Source organism: Nitrosomonas eutropha, assembly GCF_003201195.1.
In the GTDB taxonomy this organism is placed as follows: domain Bacteria; phylum Pseudomonadota; class Gammaproteobacteria; order Burkholderiales; family Nitrosomonadaceae; genus Nitrosomonas; species Nitrosomonas eutropha.
The window spans coordinates 50,864-73,579 of the sequence record NZ_QICQ01000003.1 but is presented as its reverse complement, the minus strand read 5'-3'; the positions used below and the strand labels follow the sequence as shown (position 1 = coordinate 73,579).

Here is a 22,716-nt window from a genome sequence, read left to right as displayed (position 1 = left end):
CTTGATTCCGTATCTGATAGGCCAGTATTCCTGATTGTATCTGCTCAAAGGAGAAAAATATGGAATTCGGTATAGTGGGTTTAGGGCGAATGGGTGGCAACATGGCACGCCGTCTCGCCGAGAAAGATAAAAAAATTGCAATAACGAATCGCAGCTTTAATGTAACCGAAGCATTGGCCAGAGACACGGGACACACGGCGTGCAAAAGTTATGCTGACCTGGTTGCTTCACTTGAAAAGCCCCGCATCATCTGGCTGATGCTGCCAGCGGGCGAAGTAACTGAAACAGCACTTTCTGCATTGTTGCCGTTGCTATCGGCAGGTGATCTGATTGTGGATGGTGCCAATACGCACTGGCAAGATGATATTCCCCGTGCAGCACGTTGTGCAGAGCAAGGTATTGAATTTGCTGATGCGGGGGTTTCTGGGGGGGTATGGGGGCTGGAAAACGGCTATTGCATCATGTTTGGTGGATCAAATGCCGCCGCGGCACGCCTGAAACCCTATATGGAAGCATTGGCGCCAACCCCGATGACCGGCTGGCTACATACTGGGCCGGTTGGATCGGGGCATTACGTGAAGATGGTACATAATGGAATCGAATACGGCATGATGCAAGCCTTGGCCGAAGGGTTTGCGCTGATGAAGGACAAACCTGGATTTGATCTTGACCTTGCTGCAATCGCCGAATTGTGGCGGCATGGCAGCGTGGTGCGTTCGTGGCTACTTGATTTGTCTGCGGACTTCTTGGCGGAAGATCAGGCGCTTGATGATATTGCTCCTTTCGTGGCGGATTCCGGTGAAGGGCGTTGGACGACACTTGCTTCCCTGGAGCAAGGAATTCCTGTGCCCGTGATCACGCTTGCACTGATGATGCGTTTTGCCTCACAGGGGAAAAATGATTATGCCGCTAAAATGCTAGCAAAAATGCGTCATGGCTTTGGCGGCCATGCTGTTAAAAAGGACTAAATAATGGGTGGTGCAAAAATGGATCAATCCCAAAATTTACCTTGCTCGTTTGTTATTTTTGGAGCAACAGGGGATCTTGCCGCACATAAATTGTTACCAGCCTTGTTTGATCTGGAGCATGCCGGTCGCTTGGCTGATAACCTTTCCATCATTGCTATTTCACGGCGGGAATGGACAACGGACGATTGGCTTGAATACGTACGTTCGATACTAAAAAACAAACTTGATCAGCCGTCTTGCCAAGCGTTACTGGAACGTTTTCTGGCGCGCTTTCGTTACTTGCGAGGGGATCTTAAAGAGGTAGATTCCTATCACGCACTTGCTGCGGACATAGCACCTGGATCAGCCTGTTCTCGCACAGTGTTTTATCTGGCAATCCGTCCAGCTGATTTTGTAACGGTAATTAAAAATCTCAAAGTTGCTGGTTTGAATGAGCCACGCGGTATGAACCGGGTGGTCATCGAAAAACCATTTGGGGAAGATCTGGAATCGGCACAAGTGCTTAACCGTGTATTACACCAGTATTTTGATGAAGAACAGATTTATCGTATTGATCATTTTCTGGGTAAGGAAACAGTACAAAATCTGCTGGTTTTCCGGTTTGCCAATACAATAATCGAGCCATTGTGGAATCGCAATTTTATTGACCATGTACAAATTACGGTTGCAGAGTCAATCGGTATTGAAAAACGCGCAGGCTATTATGATCGCGCAGGAGCATTGCGTGATATGTTGCAGAATCATCTCATGCAACTGTTAACTGTGGTAGCGATGGAACCTCCACCTGCTCTGGAAGCGGATGCGTTGCGTGATGAAAAGGTCAAGGTGTTGCGGTCGATTCGCCCGATTGCTAAACGCGCAGTGCATGCACATGCAGTGCGCGCACAATATACACATGGCAATATTGACGGGCAGTCGGTGGTGGGTTACCAACAGGAAGAAAACGTTGAGTCAGATTCGATTACTGAAACTTTTGCTGCAGCTAAATTCTATATTGATAATTGGCGTTGGCGCGGTGTTCCGTTTTATCTACGAACGGGAAAACGTATGCCCAGGCGGCATTCGATGATTGCGATTCGTTTCAAACACCCTCCGCAGCAACTTTTCCGCGAAACACCACTGGAGTCAATCGACCCTAACTGGGTATTGTTGTCGATTCAACCGGAAGAATCCATGCATATGGAAATTCACGTTAAACAACCGGGCTTGGATATGAATACCCGCGTAATACAAATGAATGCAAGTTTCCTCAGGACGGATGAGCAAACGTTGGGTGCTTATGAAACCTTGCTGCTGGATGTAATTGAAGGCGATCGTTCATTGTTTATTCGCTTTGATGAGGCTGAATGGGCGTGGCGAGTCATTGATCCAATCTTGAAATTCTGGACGGTTGAGCGTGAATATATCGCAACTTATCCTGCCGGCAGCTGGGGGCCGGCTGAAGCCAACCGATTGTTTGACAGTGATGATCAGGTTTGGCGTAATGAGCTTTAACCTGATCATTTTTTATGCGCCATCGTGCATGGATTGTGGATAAAGATGTTCTGCTGAAGCTGGTTCAGACTCGGTTACCTGATTGACTGGCATTTTATGTTTTTAGTGGTTGTATCCAGACGCAGCGACAGAATAGATAGACTACAATAATATTTTTAGTCCGTAACTTAAACCTACCTGTTCAGTCCCGGATGATTGTATAGATAAAACTCGTTATCCGCTGTTCATGGCGCGAGCTGTCATGAGAGAGCTGATAGAATCCTTCAAGCCATCCGGGATGCGACACCTGCCGACTTTAACCGGTGGGTATTTAGTTTTCAAAATCACGAAAACAGAAAATGGTTTCTCCAGAAATGAGGTAGTCAAATGGATATTGGCTTACACATGAAAAAAATGATCTGCTTGTTCCTGCCCAAGGCATTAGCCAATCATCCAGTTCAAGCATAATAAGGTGAGTATTACTGACCCAACTGGTATTATTTTTGAATAGATTACTTTGAGCTCCCTCAATATCCACCTTAACAATAAATGGGGTACTGGTTCCGGCTAAAGTGCAGATTTCATCAATTGTATAAGTGCGAATTATTTCTTTTGAGTTATCGATAGTAGTCGTAGTTGCAACACGGAAACTTGCTGATCCTGATGCTGGATTAATAATACGTAAGTTAGCATTTTCGTGCCAAATTCCCCCTCGTAACGCGACTACACGGCCTTCCAGAGAAGCTATATTTAGCTTGAGCATCATGAAATTATTTTCATCAGGCTCGATTGCATATATAGTGGCTTTTGGAAATAACTTTGCCAGAAATAATGCTGATAAGCCAATATTTGCACCACAATCAATAATTAATGGCTTATAGCCTTTCTTAACGTATTCTTGATATGTGGACATTAACCGGTTGCTTTGCGGAAATCGCAACATGTTATATTGACGCTGAACGATGCATTGCCAGAAAATTGAATAATCACTAGTTGTTTTCCGTAAATATATTGGTTCCGGATAACCCGGTACAGTATATTTTTTGGTTATTGTAGATGTTTTGAAAATGGTACCTTCAATCAAGAGTAGTAAACGAAAACCATGGAATAATCCAAATGACTTGATATAGTTTGGTAGCTTTGAGATTAACTTGTAAAGAAGATTCATTTTCTGTTTTTTGGTTAAGTTTATAAGGGTTTCTAGCGTTATCAGTATGATTGAAGAAAATGCTGTAAATGAAGTGTGTGCATAAATACTTATTTGATAATCCTATTAGATTGTCATAATGCTGACAGCTTTATCCGACTTGTTCCTGAAAAGGGGCGCATTTTTGTAGGTGATCTTGTCAATAGTTATAATGGGTAAATGATAGTGTGGTCAGCCTGAATTTGCGCACCCTCAGTTAGGTGTGCCGCTTCTACGCGATTGTGTCCCATCAGATGAAAGACAATTTCGCCATGTGCGAGTAAGTAATCCGAAACGATACGTCGGTGACAACGCCACCAAACAGCTTCCGCGCACATCATGACACAACGATGCGTGCGCCCCAGTTCAATCAGTCTGTTTAATCCTTCCTGGAAAGCAACTGAAAGTGTGTAATCAGCATAATTATGAAAACTCTGGTTCACCCAGAAGCCGTTTGTATCTGGCAATACAGTCTTGGATTTACCGCGCAATCCTCCCAGCTGCGTGATGTATTCATAGCCGATCCCCAATACTGCCAGCCTGCCAGGTAATGTGTCCTGATTGTATTGCGGATTGGTTCGTGATCGTGGCACAGTGCGTATATCCGCAATCAGTTCTATTTGTACCGTACGCAGTAGATTAACGAATTCTTCCAATGTACGGGTTGAATGTCCGATGGTGTAAAAGGGGAGATTCATTTTCCTGTCCTGTTTGTACTGCTGTAAGGAGACATTCCCATAGTGCCTGATATGAGGAGGGTGAACAACCGGATGAATATTACACTCTAGACACCACCATCAAAACCAGTTTGTCGCCAGGCTTCGTAAATAATAACCGCTGCTGAATTGGAGAGATTCAGGCTGCGAGAAGAAGGAACCATAGGAATACGGATACGGCGATCCTGAGAGAAATCTTCCAGTACTTCAACAGGCAATCCACAAGTTTCAGAGCCAAACAAAAAGACATCATCAGTCGTATAATCCACTTTATCGTAGTGCTTTGTTGCCTTGGTGGTGACAGCAAAAATCCGGCATCCATCCATGAGGCTCAGGCAGGATGCCAGATCTTCATGCACGGTGAGGCGTGCCCATTCGTGATAATCCAGCCCGGCGCGCTTCAGTTGCCGGTCACTCAAGTTGAATCCCAGTGGTTTGATCAGGTGCAGCTGTGTGCTGGTGTTGGCACAGAGGCGGATGATATTGCCGGTATTTGGCGGGATTTCCGGCTGATGGAGGATTACCTGTAGCATGTTGATCAGTTTGTCAGATTGAATGATTGTCGGTCCGTATTATTTTCGGATGATTAACTCGGAAATGCCCGGGCGACAACCCAGGCGCGAACACTGCCTGCCCCCTGGCGAAGGATAACTCTGGCCAGTTCATTCAGGGTGGCGCCGCTGGTCATGACATCATCCACGATAGCAACCTGTTTTCCGGAAAAATGCTGGGTACAGATAAAGGCATTACGAACATTCTGTTTCCGTTTCTTCCATGGAATCTCAGTCTGCGAAGGAGTGCTGCGTGTGCGTACGCAGGCGGCAGGTAGCAATTTGCATCCTGTCTTTCTACACAGATGACGACTGATTTCGAGCGCCTGATTGAATCCTCTATCCCGCAGCCTGTCCGGATGAAGCGGTACCGGAATGACATAGTCAGGTAAAGAATCTTCCTGGAGTTCTGTCAGCAGCAAATCTGCCAGTATTGGTGCCAGCGACAGTTCGGAGCGGTATTTCAGTGCCTGTATCAGTGCATCAACCGGATAGGTGTAACGCACGGCTGCTCTGACGTGGTTCCAGGCGGGCGGCTTGCGCAGACAGGCACCACAAATCTGTGAGGAAGGCACTGGTAGCAGGCAAGAAGGGCAGTGTACTTGAGACAGTCTGGGAAGATCATGCAGGCAGGCTGCGCAGATATCTCGATGATCAGACACTTGACATAACACGCAATGCTTATGTTGGAATAATTGCACAAAATTTAATCGCCTGTTCAAAATTCCAGAAGAAAAAATTGACAACCTAAAAGGTATCCGTAATGATCGCCTATCATTTATTATAACTTGGAGCAGGCTATCGCCGAGAATGATCATGGAATCCCGAACCGATTTAATTTCTGAAAAACAGTGCGGATGCACATATTCCAACCCTGATTTGGCAGTACAGCAAGAATCATCGTCACGCTGGTTGGTGGCAGATGTTGAATCACTGTTGGGTTTGCCGTTTAATGATCTGATTTTTCAGGCGCAAACGGTGCACCGCCAATATCACGATGCTAATGGCGTGCAATTGTCTACGCTGCTGTCAGTAAAAACTGGTGGATGTTCTGAAGACTGCGCCTATTGCCCGCAGGCGGCTCGTTATCATACCGGGGTGGAAAATCAAGCAATTTTGTCGCGTGAGGAAGTAGTGATGGCGGCCACCAAAGCCAAGGAAAGTGGCGCAACGCGCTTCTGCATGGGAGCCGCCTGGCGGGGACCCAAGCAACGTGATATTGAGCACATGACCGAGCTCATCAGTGCAGTTAAGGATTTAGGGCTGGAAACCTGTGCTACATTGGGTATCCTGAAACCCGGGCAGGCCGTTCAACTCAAGCAGGCCGGGTTGGATTACTACAATCACAATCTCGATACCTCTCCTGAGTTTTATGGCGAGGTCATTACTACACGCGAATATCAGAATCGCCTGGATACATTGGACGAAGTGCGCGGTGCCAATATCAATGTTTGTTGTGGTGGCATTGTTGGCATGGGGGAATCACGTACAGCCCGAGCCGGCCTGATTGCACAACTGGCCAGCCTTGATCCTTATCCTGAATCAGTGCCGATCAATTACCTGGTGCAGGTCGAAGGCACACCTTTGTATGGTATACCTGAGCTCGACCCGTTTGAATTTGTCCGCTCTATCGCAGCAGCCCGTATCACCATGCCCAGAGCAAAGGTCAGGCTTTCTGCTGGCCGCCGACAGATGTCGGAAGCTATTCAGGCACTGTGTTTTCTGGCCGGTGCCAACTCTATCTTTTATGGTGACAAACTGCTCACGACCGGCAATCCGGATACGGAACAGGACGCAGCTTTGCTCGAAAAACTGGGATTGCATGCACTTTAACCACCATGCTGCCGGACTTGGCTGAAGCGCTGCAACAGCGCAGGCAGGAAGGGTTGTATCGTTTTCGCCAGGTGCTGGAAGGGCCGCAATCCCCGCGTGTGACCATTGATGGCCGGGATTTTCTGGCTTTTTGCAGTAACGATTATCTGGGGCTGGCTAATCATCCAGCCCTGATCGAAGCAGTAGCAGCAGGTGCACAACGTTACGGTGTGGGTTCGGGCGCTTCTCATCTGATTAGTGGTCATTCCCGCGCACATCATGAACTGGAAGAGGCACTGGCGGAGTTCGTCGGCCTTCCACGTACCCTGCTGTTTTCCACGGGCTACATGGCCAATATGGCGGTGGTGACTGCGCTCATGGGGCGGGAAGATGCGATTTTTGCAGATCGTCTCAATCATGCTTCACTCAATGACGCGGCTTTGCTGTCACGTGCCCGCTTCATTCGTTATCCCCATCTTGATCTTGTTACTCTGGAGAAGCAGCTGAAGACGATACAAGCCCGGCGGCGGCTGATCGTCACCGACGCAGTATTCAGTATGGATGGTGACAGGGCGCCGGTTGCCGAGCTGCTGGCGTTGTGTCAGCGCTTTGATGCCTGGTTGTTGCTGGATGATGCGCACGGATTTGGTGTGCTGGGTGAACAGGGCAAAGGCAGTTTGTATGATCCGCAGGAGGTGGAGCGAAATGTACCACATCTGATTTACATGGCAACGCTGGGCAAGGCAGCAGGAGTATCCGGCGCGTTCGTGGCAGCGCAAGCGTCAATGATTGAAACGCTCATTCAGCATAGCCGTACCTATGGCTATACCACGGCGGCAGCCCCGTTGCTGGCACATGCCTTGCTGACCAGTTTACAATTAATCAGTCAGGGTGTCTGGCGACGGGAGCGGCTTGTTCAATTGATAGAGCAGTTGCGACAAAAGCTGCAATCTCTCCCCTGGCAACTATTGCTATCGGATACACCGATACAGCCATTGCTGGTGGGCGGAAGCCGGGAGGCCGTCCGGCTGGACCAGGCGTTGCGTGAGCGTGGTATCTGGGTGCCGGCTATTCGCCCTCCGACAGTGCCGCAAGGCATGGCACGGTTGCGCATCAGTTTGTCTGCGGCTCATGCTGGGGAAGATGTCGATCAATTGAGTGCAGCCTTGCATGATCTGGCTGGATGCTGATATGACCCGGTTGCATATTGAGACAAGCGGGAGCGGGCCTGATCTGGTGATGTTGCATGGCTGGGCCATGCACAGTGGTGTATGGGAGTGTGTGTCAGAGCCGCTCTCCCGGCGTTTCCATCTGCACTGCATTGATTTGCCGGGGCACGGTGCTAGCCGTGATTGTGCGCTGGATTCTCTGGAGCAGATGACCGAAGTGATTGCAGACCATTTGCCTGATAACAGCATTGTGTGCGGCTGGTCGCTCGGTGGGCAAGTGGCGATCAGGCTGGCATTACAGATGCCGGAACGGGTACAACAATTAGTACTGGTTGCCAGTACCCCTTGTTTCGTCAAACGTGCCAACTGGCCATGGGGGATGGAATCATTAACCCTGACCCTGTTTATGGAAAATCTGGCACGTGACTATATGCAAACCCTCAATCGTTTCTTGACACTGCAAGTTAGCGGTAGCGAGGATCAGACCCGGGTACTGGCACGGCTGCGCAAGAGTATGTTGAGTGGTTTGTCACCGGAGTTTGCAACGTTGCAGGCAGGATTAAAGATTCTGCAAACTAGTGATTTGCGAGCTGAACTGGATCAAATTAAACAGCCTGTGCTGCTGATTCATGGCCAGAATGATGTTATCGCGCCTGTTGGTGCTGCTGAATGGACGCAGCAGCACTTGTCCCAGGCGCAATTGAAGCTGTTTCCTCATTGCGGCCACGCGCCGTTTCTTTCTTTTCCTGAGCAATTTGTGGGTTGTTTCGATGCTTTATGATCATGTACTCGACAAGCGCATGTTGCGCCGGTCATTTGAACAGGCGGCGACCAGTTATGACCAGTCTGCCGTACTGCAGCGGGAAATATGCGACCGTATGTTGTCACGCCTGGAATATATCAAATATGTTCCCGGCAAAATTATCGATGCAGGCAGTGGAACCGGTTACGGTACGCGCAAGCTGATCGAACGCTATCCTGCGGCAGAAATCATGTCGATGGATATTGCGCTGACGATGCATGATCGTGCACGTGCAGCCATGCTGGAGAAAATACCTGGTTGGCAGCGCTGGCTACCATTCAAGCATCATCAACCCAGAGGCTATATCTGCGCAGACATAGAACAGTTGCCCCTGCGCGAAGCCAGCGTTGGCATGATCTGGTCCAACCTTGCATTCCAGTGGTGTAATGATCTCAGGCAGACATTTGCAGAAGCGCATCGCGTACTGGAGGATGGTGGTTTGTTGATGTTCAGCACGTTTGGGCCGGATACACTGAAGGAATTACGGCAAGCCTTCAAGTCAGTGGATCCGTTTAGTCATGTCAATCGTTTTACGGATATGCATGATGTGGGTGATATGCTGGTGGGTTGTGGCTTTTCATTGCCGGTGATGGATATGGAATATATTACATTGACCTACGATGATGTCAAAAGCGCTATGCAGGATCTCAAAGCAATTGGTGCCCGCAATGTGACACAAGGGCGCAGACGCGGCTTGATGGGCAAGACGACATGGCAGCAAGTGATCAATCAATATGAAACCTTGCGCAAGGATGGCAGGCTGCCAGCAACCTACGAAGTAGTTTATGGTCACGCCTGGAAACCGGAGATACGTAAAGTTCAGCTAAAGCCGGAGACGCGGCGCAAGCTGGGGCTGGATCCGTAATAATGGCAACAGGATTCTTTGTAACGGGTACGGATACCGGAATTGGTAAAACTACAGTGAGTTGTGCGCTGTTGCATGCGTTTTCGACGAATGGCTATACCGCTGCCGGAATGAAGCCAGTGGTGTCAGGTCGTAAAGATGGATTATGGCAGGATGTGGAAAATCTGCAGGCAGCCAGCACGGTTAGCATGCCACGTAAACTGATTAATCCTTATGCCTTTGTCGAGTCAATAGCACCGCATATCGCTGCACAGCAGACGAATATCCGTATCGATCTGGAAGTGATTCGGCAGGCTTGCGAGAAGCTGCAAACAGCAGCAGAGATAACGATTGTCGAAGGTGTCGGTGGTTTCATGGTGCCGCTGTCGCTATCAGGTTTGTCAGGTGATCGATACGACACGCGTGATCTTGCCTGTGTGTTAGGGCTGCCAGTAATCCTGGTTGTGGGAATGCGGCTAGGTTGTCTTAACCATGCATTACTGACAGCTCGCGCAGTTGAATCAGCCGGTTTGAAATTGGCAGGCTGGGTGGCAAACAGAATTGATCCGGATATGTTGCAGCCGGAAGCAAACCTGCAAACACTGGTCGAATGGCTGGATTGCCCATTATTGGGTATCTTGCCGTATCAAGCGCAACCTGACGTGCAGCAACTTGCGCAATATCTTGATCTTTCCAGATTACGGTAACCGGGTGATTCAGGCCTGATTACAGTATCTGCCTGAATTTCTCGGTAGCCTTGATGAGTTCAGCCTGAATCCCAAGTTCCCAGGCGGAATGGCCGGCATCATTGACGACGATATACTCAGCCTGTGGCCAAGCCAGGTGCAGATCATATGCGCTGACAATCGGACAAACCGCATCATAACGCCCTTGAACAATGACACCAGGCAAGTGGCGAATCTTGTGCACGTTGTCCAGCAAGCTATTTTCCGGCAGAAAAATATTATTCTTGAAATAGTGTGCTTCAATCTTTGCCAGCCCCAGCGCAACAGTATTACTGGAGAAATAATCAACTGTATCCGGGTTGGGTAACAGGGTTGAACAGCTTCCTTCATAGCGACTCCATGCTTTTGCAGCTGGCAGATGGATATCAGGATCGGGATGAATCAGTAAACGATAGTAGGAAGTGAGAATGTCGCGTTGTTCGTCTATCGAGAGGCGGGATACAAATTCGTGCCAGACTTCTGGAAAAATATTTTGTAGTCCATATAAAAACCAGTGGATTTCACTGGGGCGACAAAGAAAAATACCACGTAGTACAAATCCCAGGCAGCGTTCAGGATGCGCCTCACCGTAGACAAGTGCCAATGTGCTGCCCCAAGATCCGCCAAAGATCAGCCATTGTTTAATACCAAGATGGTGCCGCAGCTTTTCGATGTCCGTGATGAGCAGAGTAGTGGTATTGTCCTTTATTTCACCCAGAGGAGTGGAACGTCCGGCACCACGCTGGTCGAAAATAACAATCCGGTAATGTGCCGGATCAAAAAAACGGCGATGACCGGGCGTGGCACCAGCACCGGGCCCTCCATGGAGGAACAGAACAGGAATACCTTCCGGGTTACCCGATTGTTCCCAGTACATGGTGTGAATGCCATCCAGTGGCAATGTGCCGTGATTATAGGGTTCAATAGGGGGGAAAAGCTCGGTGTGTGCCATAGTGAGTGATGTGTCAGTTTGTTTTTAGGGAAAATGCTGATTGTGTCTGTGCTAGGGTATTTTAGCACTTTGCCTTGTTAGGGCTGTAACCTGTGATTCGGCCAGGATGTTGTTAACCGGTTTTTGCTGACGCAGGATGCGCAGGATGCATGAGAATATCTCACTGATGTGAGAGTTACTGTATAGTCGCGCGAGTGTGGGCATGGTAATGAAAGGTAAGCAGGAACGAGAATAATGATGTTGGCAGGAATCAGAGTAAAGAATGTCCTAAAATGAGTTGTTCGTGAGTGAAATACCCCGAAATGATTCACAGCAGCCAAGGTTGGGCCTGGTTCTGACCGGCGGTGGTGCGCGGGCGGCTTATCAGGTAGGCGCATTGCGAGCCATTGCCGAAATGCTGCCATCGCATGCACGCAGCCCTTTTCCGGTGATTTGTGGCACTTCTGCCGGGGCGATCAACGCCGCAGGCCTCGCCATGGCGGCAACCCATTTTTTGACAGGAATCAAGCGGCTGGAAGCCGTATGGAGCAATCTTCATACTGGCCAGATTTATCGCTCTGATCTGATCGGCGTGTTACATACAATGTTGCGCTATTTTGGCTCGATTGTATCAAGCAGAATGGCGGGGAAACCGGTTTCGCTGCTGGACAACACTCCGCTCAGACAATTGCTGGCCTGTCATTTGCCTTTCAGAGGCATACGCAGGAGTATTCATGCCGGGGCGCTGCATGCGCTCGGCATAACAGCCTGGGGTTATGCTTCCGAGCAATCGGTCACTTTTTATCAGGCTAATCCCAGCATTATTCCCTGGAAGCGTGCACAGCGTATCGGTGTTCCATCACGTATCGGTATCCAGCACCTGATGGCGTCTGCTTCGATTCCATTGATTTTTCCGGCAATCCGGGTTAATCGCGAATATTTTGGTGATGGTTCCATGCGGCAGTTTGCGCCGTTGAGCCCGGCATTACATCTGGGGGCAGATCGCTTGCTGGTGATCAGCGTCAATGAAAAGAAAGAAGCTGATTGCGAACGTATCAAGGTGACTGGCTATCCACCTCCGGCGCAGATTGCCGGACATGTGATGAACAGTATTTTTGTTGACGGTCTGGATGCCGATCTTGAGCGCTTGCGACGTATTAACCAGACACTCAGCTTGATTCCTGAAACACAAACAGGAAATATGCCTTTGTTACGTACGATAGACTGCATGGTAATTACACCAAGTGAAAGAATTGATGAACTGGCGCAGGCATATGCCAGCAGTTTGCCGCGTACAATCCGCTATTTTTTCCATGCTGCCGGCGCAATGGGGCCAAAAGGTTCGGCCATGCTCAGCTATGTATTGTTTGAGGCACCTTTCTGCCAGGCGCTGATTGATCTGGGTTATCAGGACACGCTGCGGCAGCGGGATGAAGTGCTTGCATTTATTTTCGGACAACAGGAGTAAAAATGATGGGAATGGCCGATCCCCAATTCTGGGTTGCCGTTTTTCAGATTATCGCCATTGATATTGCACTCGGCGCTGACAATGCCGTGATCATTGCATTGGCCTGCCGGAATTTGCCTGAGAACAAGCGTAATCAGGGAATATTCTGGGGGATGGTGGGGGCGATCGGGATACGTGTCCTGCTGGTTTTTTTCGCCCTCCAGTTATTGGCACTACCTTATCTAAAAATAATTGGTGCTTTTTTGCTACTGTGGATCAGCGTTAAACTGTTGTTACCGGAACCGGGCGCCAGCGAAAGCGGACCGATTGTGAAGGGGGGGGGGGCAACCCTGCCCAGTGTGATCAAAACAATCATTGTCGCCGATACGGTAATGAGCCTGGACAATGTTATGGGTATAGCCGGCGCAGCCAGGGACAGTCTCGCTCTGGTGATATTTGGCTTGTTGTTCAGCGTGCCGATTATCGTCTGGGGCAGTAAACTGGTGATGAAATGGATTGAGCGTTTTCCCGTTATCGTTGTTGTCGGTGCCGGTTTGCTTGGCTGGATTGCTGGTGGATTGCTGACGACTGATACGGTTAGCCAGGAGTGGGTGGATACACAGGCTGCTTATCTGCATTGGCTTGCTCCACTAAGCTGTTCCCTGCTGGTGATCGGTATTGGAAAGTGGCTGGCAGCCCGGATACATAAAAGTATGGGTGTTTCAGTCGATTTGCTGGGGAAAGATTGAATCCGGGTAATCAGGTGGTATATGTTGCAGAATGATCAAGCAGTAAATTTTAAGTATCAGCTGATTATCAAAGTGTTGTTTGTGATGAGTTACACGTGAAAAGGGGGTCTTATGCTAAAAATGTTACTGCCAGTGGATGGTTCCGAGGCTTCCGAACGGGCAGTTGAGGAATTTGTAAAACGGCTCGACTGGTACCGTGAAAAACCGGAGATTCATTTATTGAATGTGCGAATTCCGCTGACTGGTAATGTTTCCATGTTTGTCAGCAAGGAGGAGATTGGGGATTATTACCGAGAGGAAGGGCTTAAAGGCCTGAAGCAGGCTCGTGATTACCTGGAAGAAAGAGGAATCGCTTACCGACACCATATTGTTGTGGGTGAGGTGGAGACCATGATCTTGCAATTTGCCGAAGAAATAAAATGTGACCAGATTGTTATTGGTCCGCGCGGGTTGGGCGCTGTCAAGGGCTTGCTGCTTGGCTCTGTTGCCAGCAAGCTGATTCAGCTTTCAACTGTTCCGGTATTATTACTTAAATAATAGCGGAAATAAGCCGTAATCCTCCATTTATTGCAGTAAATGATCTGCTGCAATTTTCCGTTAAATCCGGAATGGAGGATTGGTAATCTTGAGATTAAAAGTATTGGGTTGTGGCGGTGGAATAGGGAGTGATTCCCATACTACTGCGATGTTGCTGGATGAAGATATTCTGATCGATGCCGGTACCGGAGTTGGCACGCTTACTCTGGATGACCTGCTGAGAATTGATCATATATTCGTTACGCACGCCCACCTGGATCACATTGCTTTCATTCCTTTCCTGGTAGATACAGCCGGCAGTCTGCGCGACCGACCACTGATTGTGCATGCTCTGCCATCTACACTGGCGTGTCTGCAGGCACATATTTTCAACTGGCATATCTGGCCGGATTTTTCTTGTATTCCTGATGCAGCTCATCCTTATATGCGCTATGAGCCGGTTACTGTGGGTGAAGCTGTGGCGCTGGGTTCACGCAGGATCACACCTTTACCGGCGTGTCATATAGTTCCAGCAGTAGGTTTTCAGCTTGATTCCGGGCAATCCAGCCTGGTATTCACCGGCGATACCACTGCTGATGATGCGTTATGGGAAGCTATCAACCAGATTTCAAACCTGCGCTATCTGATTATCGAATCCGCCTTTAGTGACGCCGGTCAGGATATCGCAGCACGCGCCGGACATTTTCATCCGGCTATGTTGGCAAATGAACTGAATAAACTGCAGCATAATGCCGAAATATATATTACCCACCTACGGCAAGGAGAGGCGGAAGTGGCCATGCGCGAGATTCTTGCGGGCGTTACGCGTTTCAGCCCCCGCAGATTGATGAGTAATCAGATATTTGAATTTTAGGATAGTGTAAACATGAGTACATCTCAGGTTTTTCAAGCTGGTTCGGGCATTGTCCCCGCAGCGGGAATTTCACTCAATTCCGCCAATCGTCTGCGTTCCGTGATTGACAGGATTCACGCAGCAGGGAATATCGACGAAATCATGTTTGAGGTGAGCCGGGATATCTGCGAGGTGTTTAATGCAGATCGTCTGACAATTTATACCGTAAGTGGTGATAGAGCCAGCCTTGTTTCGCGTATTAAAACCGGGCTGGACTCCTGCCAGGATCTGAAATTGCCAATTAATGAACAGAGTATTGCCGGCTTCGTGGCTTTACACAGAAAAACTGTCAATTTCAGAGATGTTTATGATCGGAATGAACTCAGGAGACAGGGGGAATATCTGCGGTTTTTGCAGGAAGTGGATAAACGAACAGGGTACCGGACCAAACAGATGCTCGTGGTGCCGATCCCGAGTGCTGGTGATAATGATTTGCTGGGTGTAGTACAGCTCATTAACAATAAGTCTGGCGAGCCTTTTTCACAGAAGACAGTTGATAGTTTGGGTGAAATTTGCCAGGTGCTGGCGGCTGCCTTTAAGCAGCACCGGATGCAGCAGCTGTTGGGCAAGACCCGTTATGATCAGCTGATCGTCAATGCTGTGATCAGCACCAGTGAGTTTGAGCTGGCGACCAGACGGGCACGCGAAACAGGCCGTGATCTGGAAGATGTGTTGATTGATGAATTTGGTATCAGCGTCATACAGATAGGCGAAGCTTTGGCCAGCTTCTTCGGTGTGAAATATGAAGGTTACAGGGCGGATCGGATCAGGCCGCTGGATCTGCTGAAAAATCTCAAACGGGAGTTTGTCGAAAGCAATAGCTGGTTGCCGATAGATGATGGAAATGATGGATTGGTAGTGCTGACGCTGGATCCCGAGCGTATCAAGGCCTTGCGTATCGTCAATCAGATTTTTCCAAAGCGTAAAATCATCTATACGGTTTGTACCCAGCGTGAATTCAAGGCTACGCTGGATGTATTTTATGGTGCCACAGAAGCTGAAAATCTGGGGGGCAGCATTGACGATATGCTCTCCAATCTGGAAGAGGTCGTGGAAGAAACCAGGGAAGCTGAAACAGATGAAGCCTCGGCCGCTGCAGACAACGAGCTGGTCAAACTGGTGAATCGCATTATCATGGACGCCTATAAAATGGGGGTTTCAGATATCCATATTGAACCCTTGCCCGGAAAGGGAAAAACCAGTGTCCGCTTCCGCAAGGACGGTGCACTGATGCCTTACATCGAAATTCCCGCCAGTTACCGCAATCCGTTAGTGACACGTCTCAAGATCATGTGTGATCTGGATATCTCAGAAAAACGTAAACCGCAGGATGGCAAGATTAAGTTCCGGAAATTTGCGCCGCTCGATATTGAGCTGCGGGTTGCAACCATTCCTTCAGCCGGTGGCGTGGAAGATGTCGTGATGCGTATTTTGGCGGCGGGTGAGCCGATTCCACTGGAAAAAATGGGATTTACTCCTGCCAATCTGGAGCAATTGAAATCAATTATCAGTAAACCCTACGGATTATTTTTTGTTTGCGGGCCGACTGGTTCTGGTAAAACAACAACACTACATTCCATTCTCAAATATCTGAACCGGCCGGAAACCAAAATCTGGACGGCGGAAGATCCGGTTGAAATCACGCAAAAAGGATTGCGTCAGGTACAAATCAACACCAAGGCCGGTCTGACCTTTGCCACCATCATGAAATCTTTTCTGCGAGCAGATCCGGATATCATCATGGTAGGCGAGATGCGTGATAAGGAAACGACCGGGATCGGTATCGAAGCCTCGCTTACCGGGCATCTGGTATTTGCCACGTTACATACCAACAGTGCGCCGGAATCCATCATCCGCTTGCTGGATATGGGGATGGATCCATTCAATTTTTCAGATGCATTACTGGGGATTCTGGCGCAACGTCTGGCCAGGCGGTTGTGTAAATGCAAAAAAGCACACGCGGCCAGCCGGGAGGAAATTCGTGCGTTACTGACAGAGTATTGTGAGGAACTGAAAAACATTGAGCACTTCAAGGCTGATCCTGATGCAGCCTATCGTGAAATTGAAGCCCGCTGGATCCAACAATATGGGGATGAAAAAGGGCAGATTACGTTGTATCAGCCGGCCGGTTGTGAGCATTGCACGGGAACCGGTTATGCGGGCCGGGTCGGTTTGCACGAGCTACTGACAGCTACTGATGCACTCAAAAAAAATGTACAGGAACACGCGCGTGTTGCTGAAATGCTGGCTACCGCGCTGGGTGACGGCATGCGTACCCTGAAACAGGACGGGATAGAAAAAGTGCTGCAGGGAATTACCGATATTCATCAGGTACGTGCGGTATGTATCAAATAAAGGATATCTCTAATATCCTGCCAGATGTTTATAAAAACATCTGATCGGTTGTATGGTTGAATACCAGCATGGTTTTCCTTTAATTCCTTCTTTTGCTCTAAACAGGTTCTGTTAGCCTTTCTGTTACTAAATGAATGCTTCGGCAAGGTTTTTCTAAATCCCGGTTGGCGCTCTTCTTAGGTGGCTTTCCGGATTTTTCCGGGTGATTACAACGATTGCGGTACCGTTTCAGGAGGATAATTGTGCAGATTTCGGATGAGAAAAAGGTATTGCAGCTGGTCAAATCTTCGACTACAGGCAAAAAAAGAACCAGGGCTGAAGGAAAGAGCCAGAAACTTGTAACCGGTGCAGATGAGTATAGTCAACAGGTTGAACAATACGCTCGTCGAATCCGGGAAACCAGTGATGTAAACGAGATTATCGATATTCTGGATACAGTGCTGGGTGAAACCAAGAGTCTGCGTTACAGCAACGAAATATATAGCGCACAAGAACAGGTGCGGCTTGCTGAGAATCAGATCGAATCACTTAAGCTGGAGCTTGAACAGCTGCGGGAGCTCATCCATTACGATCCAATGACGGGGACATTCAACCGGCGCGGTCTGGATGCTGTTTATTTACGGGAGGCAGCACGTGCCGACCGGAATGAAAATACATTATGTGCAGTTATGATTGATCTGGATAATTTCAAGTGTATTAATGATGCCTATGGCCACCAGTTCGGTGATGATGTCCTGATTCATCTGGTAAAGCTGGCAAAAAAATCGCTACGACCAAGTGATGTGGTCGCCCGCTACGGTGGTGAAGAGTTTGTCATATTGCTGCCGGATACCACCCTGGAATCAGCGGTTTGGGTGATGCAGCGCCTGCAGAATAGTTTCTCCAAAAAAACGCTTCCAGACATGGATGGCAGTTCTGTTCCAATTGCTTTCAGTGGCGGTATTGCTTTTCGGCAGCTTCGCGAAAGCCAGAAATCCTTACTAAAACGAGCGGATGAAGCGCTTTGTCAGGCCAAGAAATCCGGTAAAAATCGCATCATGATTGCCTCTTAATAGCAGATATTTAATGGAAAATGCTTTTTTGGGCAAGCAACCAATTCTGGATCGCAATCAGAAGTTGATCGCTTATGAGCTCCTGTTTCGGACAGCAATGGATATTAACCAGGCAGAAGTTTCAGATGGTTTTCATGCTTCGGCCAACGTGGTGGTGAACGCATACGGTTACCTGGGTATCCAGCAGGTTCTTGGTAATCTGCGCGGGTTTATCAATATCGATCATGGATTGCTTCTGGATGATGTGGTTTTGTTGTTACCCAGTAAACATGTAGTTCTGGAGCTGCTGGAGACTATCCCGGCGACCCCTGAAGTGGTACAGCGTTGCGCCGAATTGAAACGGATGGGGTACAACCTTGCGTTGGATGACGTGACTTGTATTGATGATAGAACCGAAGCATTGCTCCCGTTTGCCAATGTAATTAAGGTCGATGTATTAGCATTGACGGATGCAGAAATTAGTCAATTGATCCAGAAACTGAAAGCATGGCCGGTTATCCTGCTGGCAGAGAAGGTGAATAGTCCGGAGCGGGCGAGGATATGTATGGATTTGGGATTTGAGATGTTCCAGGGCTACTTCTTTGCCAAACCTATCATTGTTTCAGGTAGCAAGATCAAATCCAGCAGATTATTTCTGTTGCGTTTGTTGTCGTTAGTGATGCACGGTGCCGAGATTGATGAGATTGAGCGGTTATTCAAGCACAAACCAGGCCTGAGCTATAGTCTTTTACGTGTGGTTAATTCTGTGGCAGCAGCATTACCTCATAAAATCGGCTCTATACGACAGGCTTTGATAGTGATGGGCTATCGTCCTTTACAAAGATGGATTCAGTTACTGCTCTATGCTGCTGATCCTGCCGGAAAATTAACCAATAACAATGCATTGATGCAAACAGCTGCCATTCGCGGAAGGTTGATGGAGCTGATTGCTACCATTGATCGCCCGCATGATAAGAATTACCAAGATCGAGCTTTCATGACTGGAATAATGTCTTTACTGGATACATTGTTCAGTATGGATATTCAACAGATAGTGAATAAACTGGAAATGCCAGATGAAGTTATTCGTGCGCTGTTGCATCGTGAAGGACGACTTGGCTGCAAATTGAGACTGATTGAAGCCAGAGAAAAAAGGGATATGAAACAAGTAGAGAGCATTATGACTGGGCTTGAATTCCTGGATCAAACCAGCTTGGCAAAAGCAGAGCTTGATGCCCTGGATTGGGCCAATCATATACATTAGTCGCTTCGCATGAGAAACTCGAGGTAGTTTAACCCCTGTATCACGGGGTTGTAGAGCCGAGCCACGTCGGCCACAGCGTCACGTGTGTCTGGCGGTTGAGTCGCCAGAGCGATGCACCGCTCTGGCGCATCTGCTGCAAGGCATCGGCATCGTCACTGGCTCCCGGCAGTGAAGCTCGTGAAGAGTTGGTCTTACTTGCTGTGAGCCTTCCTCGGTTTGAACGTGAAGCCCAGGAAGGCGAAGCTCATATGCGGATGCTGTTCGGCGCGGTTGTTGTCCTTGCAGTAAACGACCTTTGATTTCTCAGAATGCATCGTCAACCGTGATGTGATGGATCACATTACATTACATTACATATTCTGCCTGCTTCCAGCTACGGTAGTGAATCGCCGCGTCATCTGCGTAGCAGGCGAACGGACAGTTGGGGTTGGTGCGCTGCATCCACGTGCCGAAGGCGTAGTGCATCAACAGGTTCACCAGGATGGGACTGACCTCCGCCTTGCGCAGTGCCGCGTTCGTGTGGGACGCGTACATCGCCGTCGGTTCCGAACGGCAGAGCTGGCGCAGGCTGGCAATCTCATAAAGTGTATCTTCCATGAGCGTTTGCTTCCTTGGTCAGGGCTTGTTGCTCTGATCGAACTGTACTACTCAACAAGTGGGTGTCGTGGCGAGCAACCACTGCCACTGAAAAGTAGGTTGTACGTGCATATTGCCCAAATTGTCTACAACTACTCTGATCCAGGAATGCTGTGCAAAAAATTGCTCTCGTCGCGTAACCTTCTTCTTGTTGGCTTGTTCAAGATCACTGAAACTTATCTGGCTGCATGAGGATGACAATAGAAAAAAGATGAATAACAAATTTTACTAAAGGATTCGTGCAGAGATTCCTTAACCGAGTCTCTACTTTTACTTCCATTGTCAAAAAAACTGGGTTAGAATCTTTTTCAGCTTTATGGATTTACAGAAGTAATAGTAGGCACATAAGGTGAGCAGTGCCGGGTGTCTGAACTAATAAAGTCATCATCAGTTTCCCGAGCAAATGGGAGTTTATCTGAGAAGAGATAAAAGTATTTAATTTAATTAGGAGGATAAGGCCATGGGATACAGTGATGTAGCAGTAAGCCAGAGAGAAGCAGAAAAAAATGAACAAGCATGGAAAGTAATTTTAATCGCTTTGGTAGCTTTTATTGCGATTGGTGCAACAATCTGGTTTGGTGGACTTGGCGGTAAATACTAATTTTATAGCACTTAGTGCACCATATTAGGCATCCTGAATTTCAAGAATTCAGGATGCCTAATTTTTTTCAGCTATTAAGCCGGGTTATTATCTGATCGGTAGAGTAGGTGGTACTTCCTCCGTTTTATAGACTTCTTTTATTTCCCACCATTTTTTGTGGATCAACCCACGCATCAAATTGTTCTGCGGTGACATAGCCGAGCTTGATTGCCGCTTCTTTCAACGTTAGTGCCTCATGATGGGCTTTTTTAGCAATTTCGGATGCCTTGTCGTAGCCGATGTAGGGATTAAGCACAGTAACCAGCATCAGTGAATTTTGTAAATGTTGCTGAATACGTGTTGTATTGGCGGTAATGCCCGCGGCGCAATGCGTATTGAAGCTTTTTATGCCATCTGCCAGCAGGCGTGCGCTTTGCAGAAAATTATGGATAATCAGCGGTTTCATAGCGTTGAGTTCAAAATTTCCCATGGCACCACCGAGGTTGATCGCAACATCATTGCCCATGACCTGGCACGCCAGCATGACCACGGCCTCTGCCTGAGTGGGGTTGATTTTGCCGGGCATAATCGAACTACCAGGTTCATTCTCCGGGATAAAAATCTCGCCGATGCCACAACGCGGGCCAGATGCCAGCCAGCGGATATCATTAGCGATCTTGATTAGCGCAGCGGCTAGCGTTTTTAGCACGCCATGCGCATGAACGAATGCATCATGTGCGGCCAGCGCTTCGAATTTATTAGGGGCAGTGATAAAAGGATAGCCGGTGAGGTGTGCAATTTCTGCTGCGACGCGCTGCGCAAATTCCGGATGGGTATTAAGACCTGTTCCCACGGCAGTTCCGCCCAACGCCAGTTCAAGCAAGTGTGGCAGGGCGGATTCAAGATGAGCAAGACCGTGGTCGAGCTGTGATACATAACCTGAAAATTCCTGCCCCAGCGTCAATGGGGTGGCATCCTGCAAATGGGTGCGGCCAATCTTGACAATATCTGAGAACTCGGTTGCCTTGGATGCTAATGTATTATGCAATGCTTCCAGTGCAGGAATCAGTCGGCTGCGGATGGCTCCTACTGCAGCAACGTGCATGGCAGTGGGAAACACATCATTGGAAGATTGTCCTCGGTTGACATGATCATTGGGGTGCACCTTGCGATCTTTGCCGCGCGTACCACCCAGAATTTCCGAGGCACGGTTGGCTAGCACCTCGTTCATGTTCATGTTGGTTTGCGTACCGGAACCGGTTTGCCAGATGACCAGTGGAAACTCGTTGGCATGCTTGCCTGCCAGCACTTCATCAGCAGCGGCGATGATTGCCCGAGCGATGTTTTCCTCCAGCAATCCCAGCTCCTGATTGACACTGGCAGCTGCGCGTTTGACCACTGCCAGCGCATGAATCAGTGCTGGTGGCATGCGTTCTCCGGAAATGGTGAAATTGGTGAGTGATCGCTGGGTCTGTGCGCCCCAAAGTGCGTTGACAGGTACTTGCACCGTACCCATTGCATCATGTTCTTCGCGATACGAATCCATTATGGCTATTTCCCGAGAGAGATTGACGAGTTGTATGAAAGAAAGCGATTAGCTACGGGTATTGAACTGTTCATCGAAGGATTCCAGAAATACCGGAGGCTGAGGGTGCCAGCCTTTCTTGCGATGTTCTGCAACGACATTGGTAAAAATTCCGCCACGGACGTAAAATTTTGAGGTCAGCCGAATAAAGCGGGGTTTCATGGCAATAACCAGATCATCCAGAATCTGGTTGGTGACTGCTTCATGAAAAGTACCCTCATTGCGATACGACCAGATATAGAGCTTGAGACTCTTGAGTTCGATACATTTTTTATCCGGAATGTAATCCAGCGTTAGTCGCGCAAAATCTGGTTGCCCGGTTTTTGGGCACAAGCAGGTAAACTCCGGTATTTCCATGTGAATCCGGTAATCGCGTGTCTGAATAGGGTTTTCAAAGGTTTCCAGTTGCTTTGAAGGCTGTGTGGTCATAGTTTCCTCAGTTCTCCCGATTTTCGGTTCTTCT

At 48.5% G+C, this 22,716-nt stretch carries 23 protein-coding genes; 15 read left to right on the top strand and 8 right to left on the bottom strand.

Translation table 11 applies throughout. The features are described from left to right. Positions 1 to 59 precede the first annotated feature (59 nt). Positions 60 to 968 carry a phosphogluconate dehydrogenase (NAD(+)-dependent, decarboxylating) gene (gene gnd, locus C8R14_RS02035; protein ID WP_011635163.1) on the top strand — a complete coding sequence of 303 codons (909 nt, stop codon included), beginning with the start codon at positions 60 to 62 and terminating at the stop codon, positions 966 to 968. Positions 969 to 986: 18 nt separating this feature from the next. Continuing rightward, on the top strand, positions 987 to 2,462 hold the full coding sequence (gene zwf, locus C8R14_RS02030) for a glucose-6-phosphate dehydrogenase (RefSeq protein ID WP_011635162.1): 1,476 nt from the start codon (positions 987 to 989) through the stop codon (positions 2,460 to 2,462). 310 nt (positions 2,463 to 2,772) lie between these two features. Here zwf and C8R14_RS02025 read toward each other — a convergent pair whose 3' ends face one another. The 4 genes from C8R14_RS02025 to C8R14_RS02010 form a co-directional block, all read right to left on the bottom strand. Then, positions 2,773 to 3,609 (bottom strand): FkbM family methyltransferase, encoded by an 837-nt coding sequence (locus C8R14_RS02025; RefSeq protein ID WP_011635161.1) that lies wholly within the window; start codon positions 3,607 to 3,609, stop codon positions 2,773 to 2,775. A 185-nt stretch (positions 3,610 to 3,794) separates the two neighbouring features. Beyond that, complete coding sequence (locus tag C8R14_RS02020) at positions 3,795 to 4,325, bottom strand: DUF488 domain-containing protein (RefSeq protein ID WP_011635160.1); 531 nt, start codon at positions 4,323 to 4,325, stop codon at positions 3,795 to 3,797. An 86-nt stretch (positions 4,326 to 4,411) separates the two neighbouring features. Continuing rightward, complete coding sequence (gene trmL, locus C8R14_RS02015; protein ID WP_011635159.1) at positions 4,412 to 4,876, bottom strand: tRNA (uridine(34)/cytosine(34)/5-carboxymethylaminomethyluridine(34)-2'-O)-methyltransferase TrmL; 465 nt, start codon at positions 4,874 to 4,876, stop codon at positions 4,412 to 4,414. A gap of 53 nt (positions 4,877 to 4,929) precedes the next feature. Next, positions 4,930 to 5,568 carry a ComFC family protein gene (locus C8R14_RS02010; protein WP_277985860.1) on the bottom strand — a complete coding sequence of 213 codons (639 nt, stop codon included), beginning with the start codon at positions 5,566 to 5,568 and terminating at the stop codon, positions 4,930 to 4,932. A 142-nt stretch (positions 5,569 to 5,710) separates the two neighbouring features. Here C8R14_RS02010 and bioB point away from each other — a divergent pair, with 142 nt between their 5' ends. From bioB to bioD, 5 genes are read left to right on the top strand one after another with little or no spacing between them, the layout of a single operon-like run. After that, complete coding sequence (gene bioB, locus C8R14_RS02005) at positions 5,711 to 6,727, top strand: biotin synthase BioB (protein ID WP_011635157.1); 1,017 nt, start codon at positions 5,711 to 5,713, stop codon at positions 6,725 to 6,727. A gap of 5 nt (positions 6,728 to 6,732) precedes the next feature. Next, positions 6,733 to 7,896: an 8-amino-7-oxononanoate synthase gene (bioF, locus tag C8R14_RS02000; protein ID WP_011635156.1), complete on the top strand. Its 1,164-nt coding sequence runs from the start codon at positions 6,733 to 6,735 to the stop codon at positions 7,894 to 7,896. Next, entirely contained in the window at positions 7,877 to 8,656 is a 780-nt protein-coding gene (gene bioH / locus C8R14_RS01995; RefSeq protein WP_011635155.1) for a pimeloyl-ACP methyl ester esterase BioH, read from the top strand. Before bioF ends, bioH begins: the two co-directional genes overlap by 20 nt. Beyond that, positions 8,646 to 9,542 (top strand): malonyl-ACP O-methyltransferase BioC, encoded by an 897-nt coding sequence (gene bioC, locus C8R14_RS01990; RefSeq protein WP_011635154.1) that lies wholly within the window; start codon positions 8,646 to 8,648, stop codon positions 9,540 to 9,542. The genes bioH and bioC overlap by 11 nt, the downstream gene beginning before the upstream one ends. 2 nt (positions 9,543 to 9,544) lie before the next feature. Then, on the top strand, positions 9,545 to 10,228 hold the full coding sequence (gene bioD / locus C8R14_RS01985; protein WP_011635153.1) for a dethiobiotin synthase: 684 nt from the start codon (positions 9,545 to 9,547) through the stop codon (positions 10,226 to 10,228). 19 nt (positions 10,229 to 10,247) lie between these two features. Here the strand turns inward: bioD and pip are convergent, their stop codons facing one another. Then, on the bottom strand, positions 10,248 to 11,198 hold the full coding sequence (pip, locus tag C8R14_RS01980; protein ID WP_011635152.1) for a prolyl aminopeptidase: 951 nt from the start codon (positions 11,196 to 11,198) through the stop codon (positions 10,248 to 10,250). Between the two features lie 283 nt (positions 11,199 to 11,481). On the opposite strand from pip, the gene C8R14_RS01975 reads away from it, so the two are divergent. The 7 genes from C8R14_RS01975 to C8R14_RS01945 all read left to right on the top strand — a co-directional run bounded on the left by C8R14_RS01975 (position 11,482) and on the right by C8R14_RS01945 (position 19,452). Further along, positions 11,482 to 12,645, top strand: coding sequence for a patatin-like phospholipase family protein (locus C8R14_RS01975; protein ID WP_011635151.1), 1,164 nt, complete (start codon positions 11,482 to 11,484; stop codon positions 12,643 to 12,645). A gap of 5 nt (positions 12,646 to 12,650) precedes the next feature. Continuing rightward, entirely contained in the window at positions 12,651 to 13,373 is a 723-nt protein-coding gene (locus tag C8R14_RS01970; RefSeq protein ID WP_041353845.1) for a TerC family protein, read from the top strand. A 111-nt stretch (positions 13,374 to 13,484) separates the two neighbouring features. Then, on the top strand, positions 13,485 to 13,910 hold the full coding sequence (locus C8R14_RS01965; RefSeq protein ID WP_011635149.1) for a universal stress protein: 426 nt from the start codon (positions 13,485 to 13,487) through the stop codon (positions 13,908 to 13,910). A gap of 88 nt (positions 13,911 to 13,998) precedes the next feature. Then, entirely contained in the window at positions 13,999 to 14,763 is a 765-nt protein-coding gene (locus C8R14_RS01960) for a 3',5'-cyclic-nucleotide phosphodiesterase (protein ID WP_011635148.1), read from the top strand. Between the two features lie 12 nt (positions 14,764 to 14,775). Next, the gene (locus C8R14_RS01955) at positions 14,776 to 17,157 is read left to right on the top strand and encodes a GspE/PulE family protein (RefSeq protein ID WP_011635147.1); all 2,382 of its coding nucleotides are present in this window, start codon (positions 14,776 to 14,778) and stop codon (positions 17,155 to 17,157) included. Between the two features lie 242 nt (positions 17,158 to 17,399). Beyond that, a complete protein-coding gene (locus C8R14_RS01950) occupies positions 17,400 to 18,209 on the top strand; it encodes a GGDEF domain-containing protein (protein ID WP_011635146.1) in 810 nt (269 codons plus the stop codon). A gap of 13 nt (positions 18,210 to 18,222) precedes the next feature. Further along, positions 18,223 to 19,452, top strand: a complete 1,230-nt coding sequence (locus C8R14_RS01945) for an EAL and HDOD domain-containing protein (protein WP_011635145.1) — start codon at positions 18,223 to 18,225, stop codon at positions 19,450 to 19,452. Positions 19,453 to 19,797: 345 nt separating this feature from the next. Here C8R14_RS01945 and C8R14_RS13680 read toward each other — a convergent pair whose 3' ends face one another. Continuing rightward, a complete protein-coding gene (locus tag C8R14_RS13680; protein WP_204987575.1) occupies positions 19,798 to 20,049 on the bottom strand; it encodes an RNA-dependent RNA polymerase family protein in 252 nt (83 codons plus the stop codon). 499 nt (positions 20,050 to 20,548) lie between these two features. On the opposite strand from C8R14_RS13680, the gene C8R14_RS13440 reads away from it, so the two are divergent. Further along, positions 20,549 to 20,689, top strand: a complete 141-nt coding sequence (locus C8R14_RS13440) for a hypothetical protein (protein WP_160803500.1) — start codon at positions 20,549 to 20,551, stop codon at positions 20,687 to 20,689. Positions 20,690 to 20,813: 124 nt separating this feature from the next. Here the strand turns inward: C8R14_RS13440 and fumC are convergent, their stop codons facing one another. After that, a complete protein-coding gene (gene fumC, locus C8R14_RS01930; protein WP_011635143.1) occupies positions 20,814 to 22,214 on the bottom strand; it encodes a class II fumarate hydratase in 1,401 nt (466 codons plus the stop codon). A 48-nt stretch (positions 22,215 to 22,262) separates the two neighbouring features. Then, entirely contained in the window at positions 22,263 to 22,682 is a 420-nt protein-coding gene (gene queF, locus C8R14_RS01925; RefSeq protein WP_011635142.1) for a preQ(1) synthase, read from the bottom strand. Positions 22,683 to 22,716 lie beyond the last annotated feature (34 nt).

Excerpts from the sequence above, each read along its gene's own strand:
- gnd (WP_011635163.1), top strand. The coding sequence starts at position 60 with ATGGAATTCGGTATAGTGGGTTTAGGGCGAATGGGTGGCAACATGGCA.
- zwf (WP_011635162.1), top strand. The coding sequence starts at position 987 with ATGGATCAATCCCAAAATTTACCTTGCTCGTTTGTTATTTTTGGAGCA.
- C8R14_RS02025 (WP_011635161.1), bottom strand. The coding sequence starts at position 3,609 with ATGAATCTTCTTTACAAGTTAATCTCAAAGCTACCAAACTATATCAAG.
- C8R14_RS02020 (WP_011635160.1), bottom strand. The coding sequence starts at position 4,325 with ATGAATCTCCCCTTTTACACCATCGGACATTCAACCCGTACATTGGAA.
- trmL (WP_011635159.1), bottom strand. The coding sequence starts at position 4,876 with ATGCTACAGGTAATCCTCCATCAGCCGGAAATCCCGCCAAATACCGGC.
- bioB (WP_011635157.1), top strand. The coding sequence starts at position 5,711 with ATGGAATCCCGAACCGATTTAATTTCTGAAAAACAGTGCGGATGCACA.
- bioF (WP_011635156.1), top strand. The coding sequence starts at position 6,733 with ATGCTGCCGGACTTGGCTGAAGCGCTGCAACAGCGCAGGCAGGAAGGG.
- bioH (WP_011635155.1), top strand. The coding sequence starts at position 7,877 with ATGATCTGGCTGGATGCTGATATGACCCGGTTGCATATTGAGACAAGC.
- bioC (WP_011635154.1), top strand. The coding sequence starts at position 8,646 with ATGCTTTATGATCATGTACTCGACAAGCGCATGTTGCGCCGGTCATTT.
- bioD (WP_011635153.1), top strand. The coding sequence starts at position 9,545 with ATGGCAACAGGATTCTTTGTAACGGGTACGGATACCGGAATTGGTAAA.
- pip (WP_011635152.1), bottom strand. The coding sequence starts at position 11,198 with ATGGCACACACCGAGCTTTTCCCCCCTATTGAACCCTATAATCACGGC.
- C8R14_RS01970 (WP_041353845.1), top strand. The coding sequence starts at position 12,651 with ATGGGAATGGCCGATCCCCAATTCTGGGTTGCCGTTTTTCAGATTATC.
- C8R14_RS01965 (WP_011635149.1), top strand. The coding sequence starts at position 13,485 with ATGCTAAAAATGTTACTGCCAGTGGATGGTTCCGAGGCTTCCGAACGG.
- C8R14_RS01955 (WP_011635147.1), top strand. The coding sequence starts at position 14,776 with ATGAGTACATCTCAGGTTTTTCAAGCTGGTTCGGGCATTGTCCCCGCA.
- C8R14_RS01945 (WP_011635145.1), top strand. The coding sequence starts at position 18,223 with ATGGAAAATGCTTTTTTGGGCAAGCAACCAATTCTGGATCGCAATCAG.
- C8R14_RS13680 (WP_204987575.1), bottom strand. The coding sequence starts at position 20,049 with ATGGAAGATACACTTTATGAGATTGCCAGCCTGCGCCAGCTCTGCCGT.
- C8R14_RS13440 (WP_160803500.1), top strand. The coding sequence starts at position 20,549 with ATGGGATACAGTGATGTAGCAGTAAGCCAGAGAGAAGCAGAAAAAAAT.
- fumC (WP_011635143.1), bottom strand. The coding sequence starts at position 22,214 with ATGGATTCGTATCGCGAAGAACATGATGCAATGGGTACGGTGCAAGTA.
- queF (WP_011635142.1), bottom strand. The coding sequence starts at position 22,682 with ATGACCACACAGCCTTCAAAGCAACTGGAAACCTTTGAAAACCCTATT.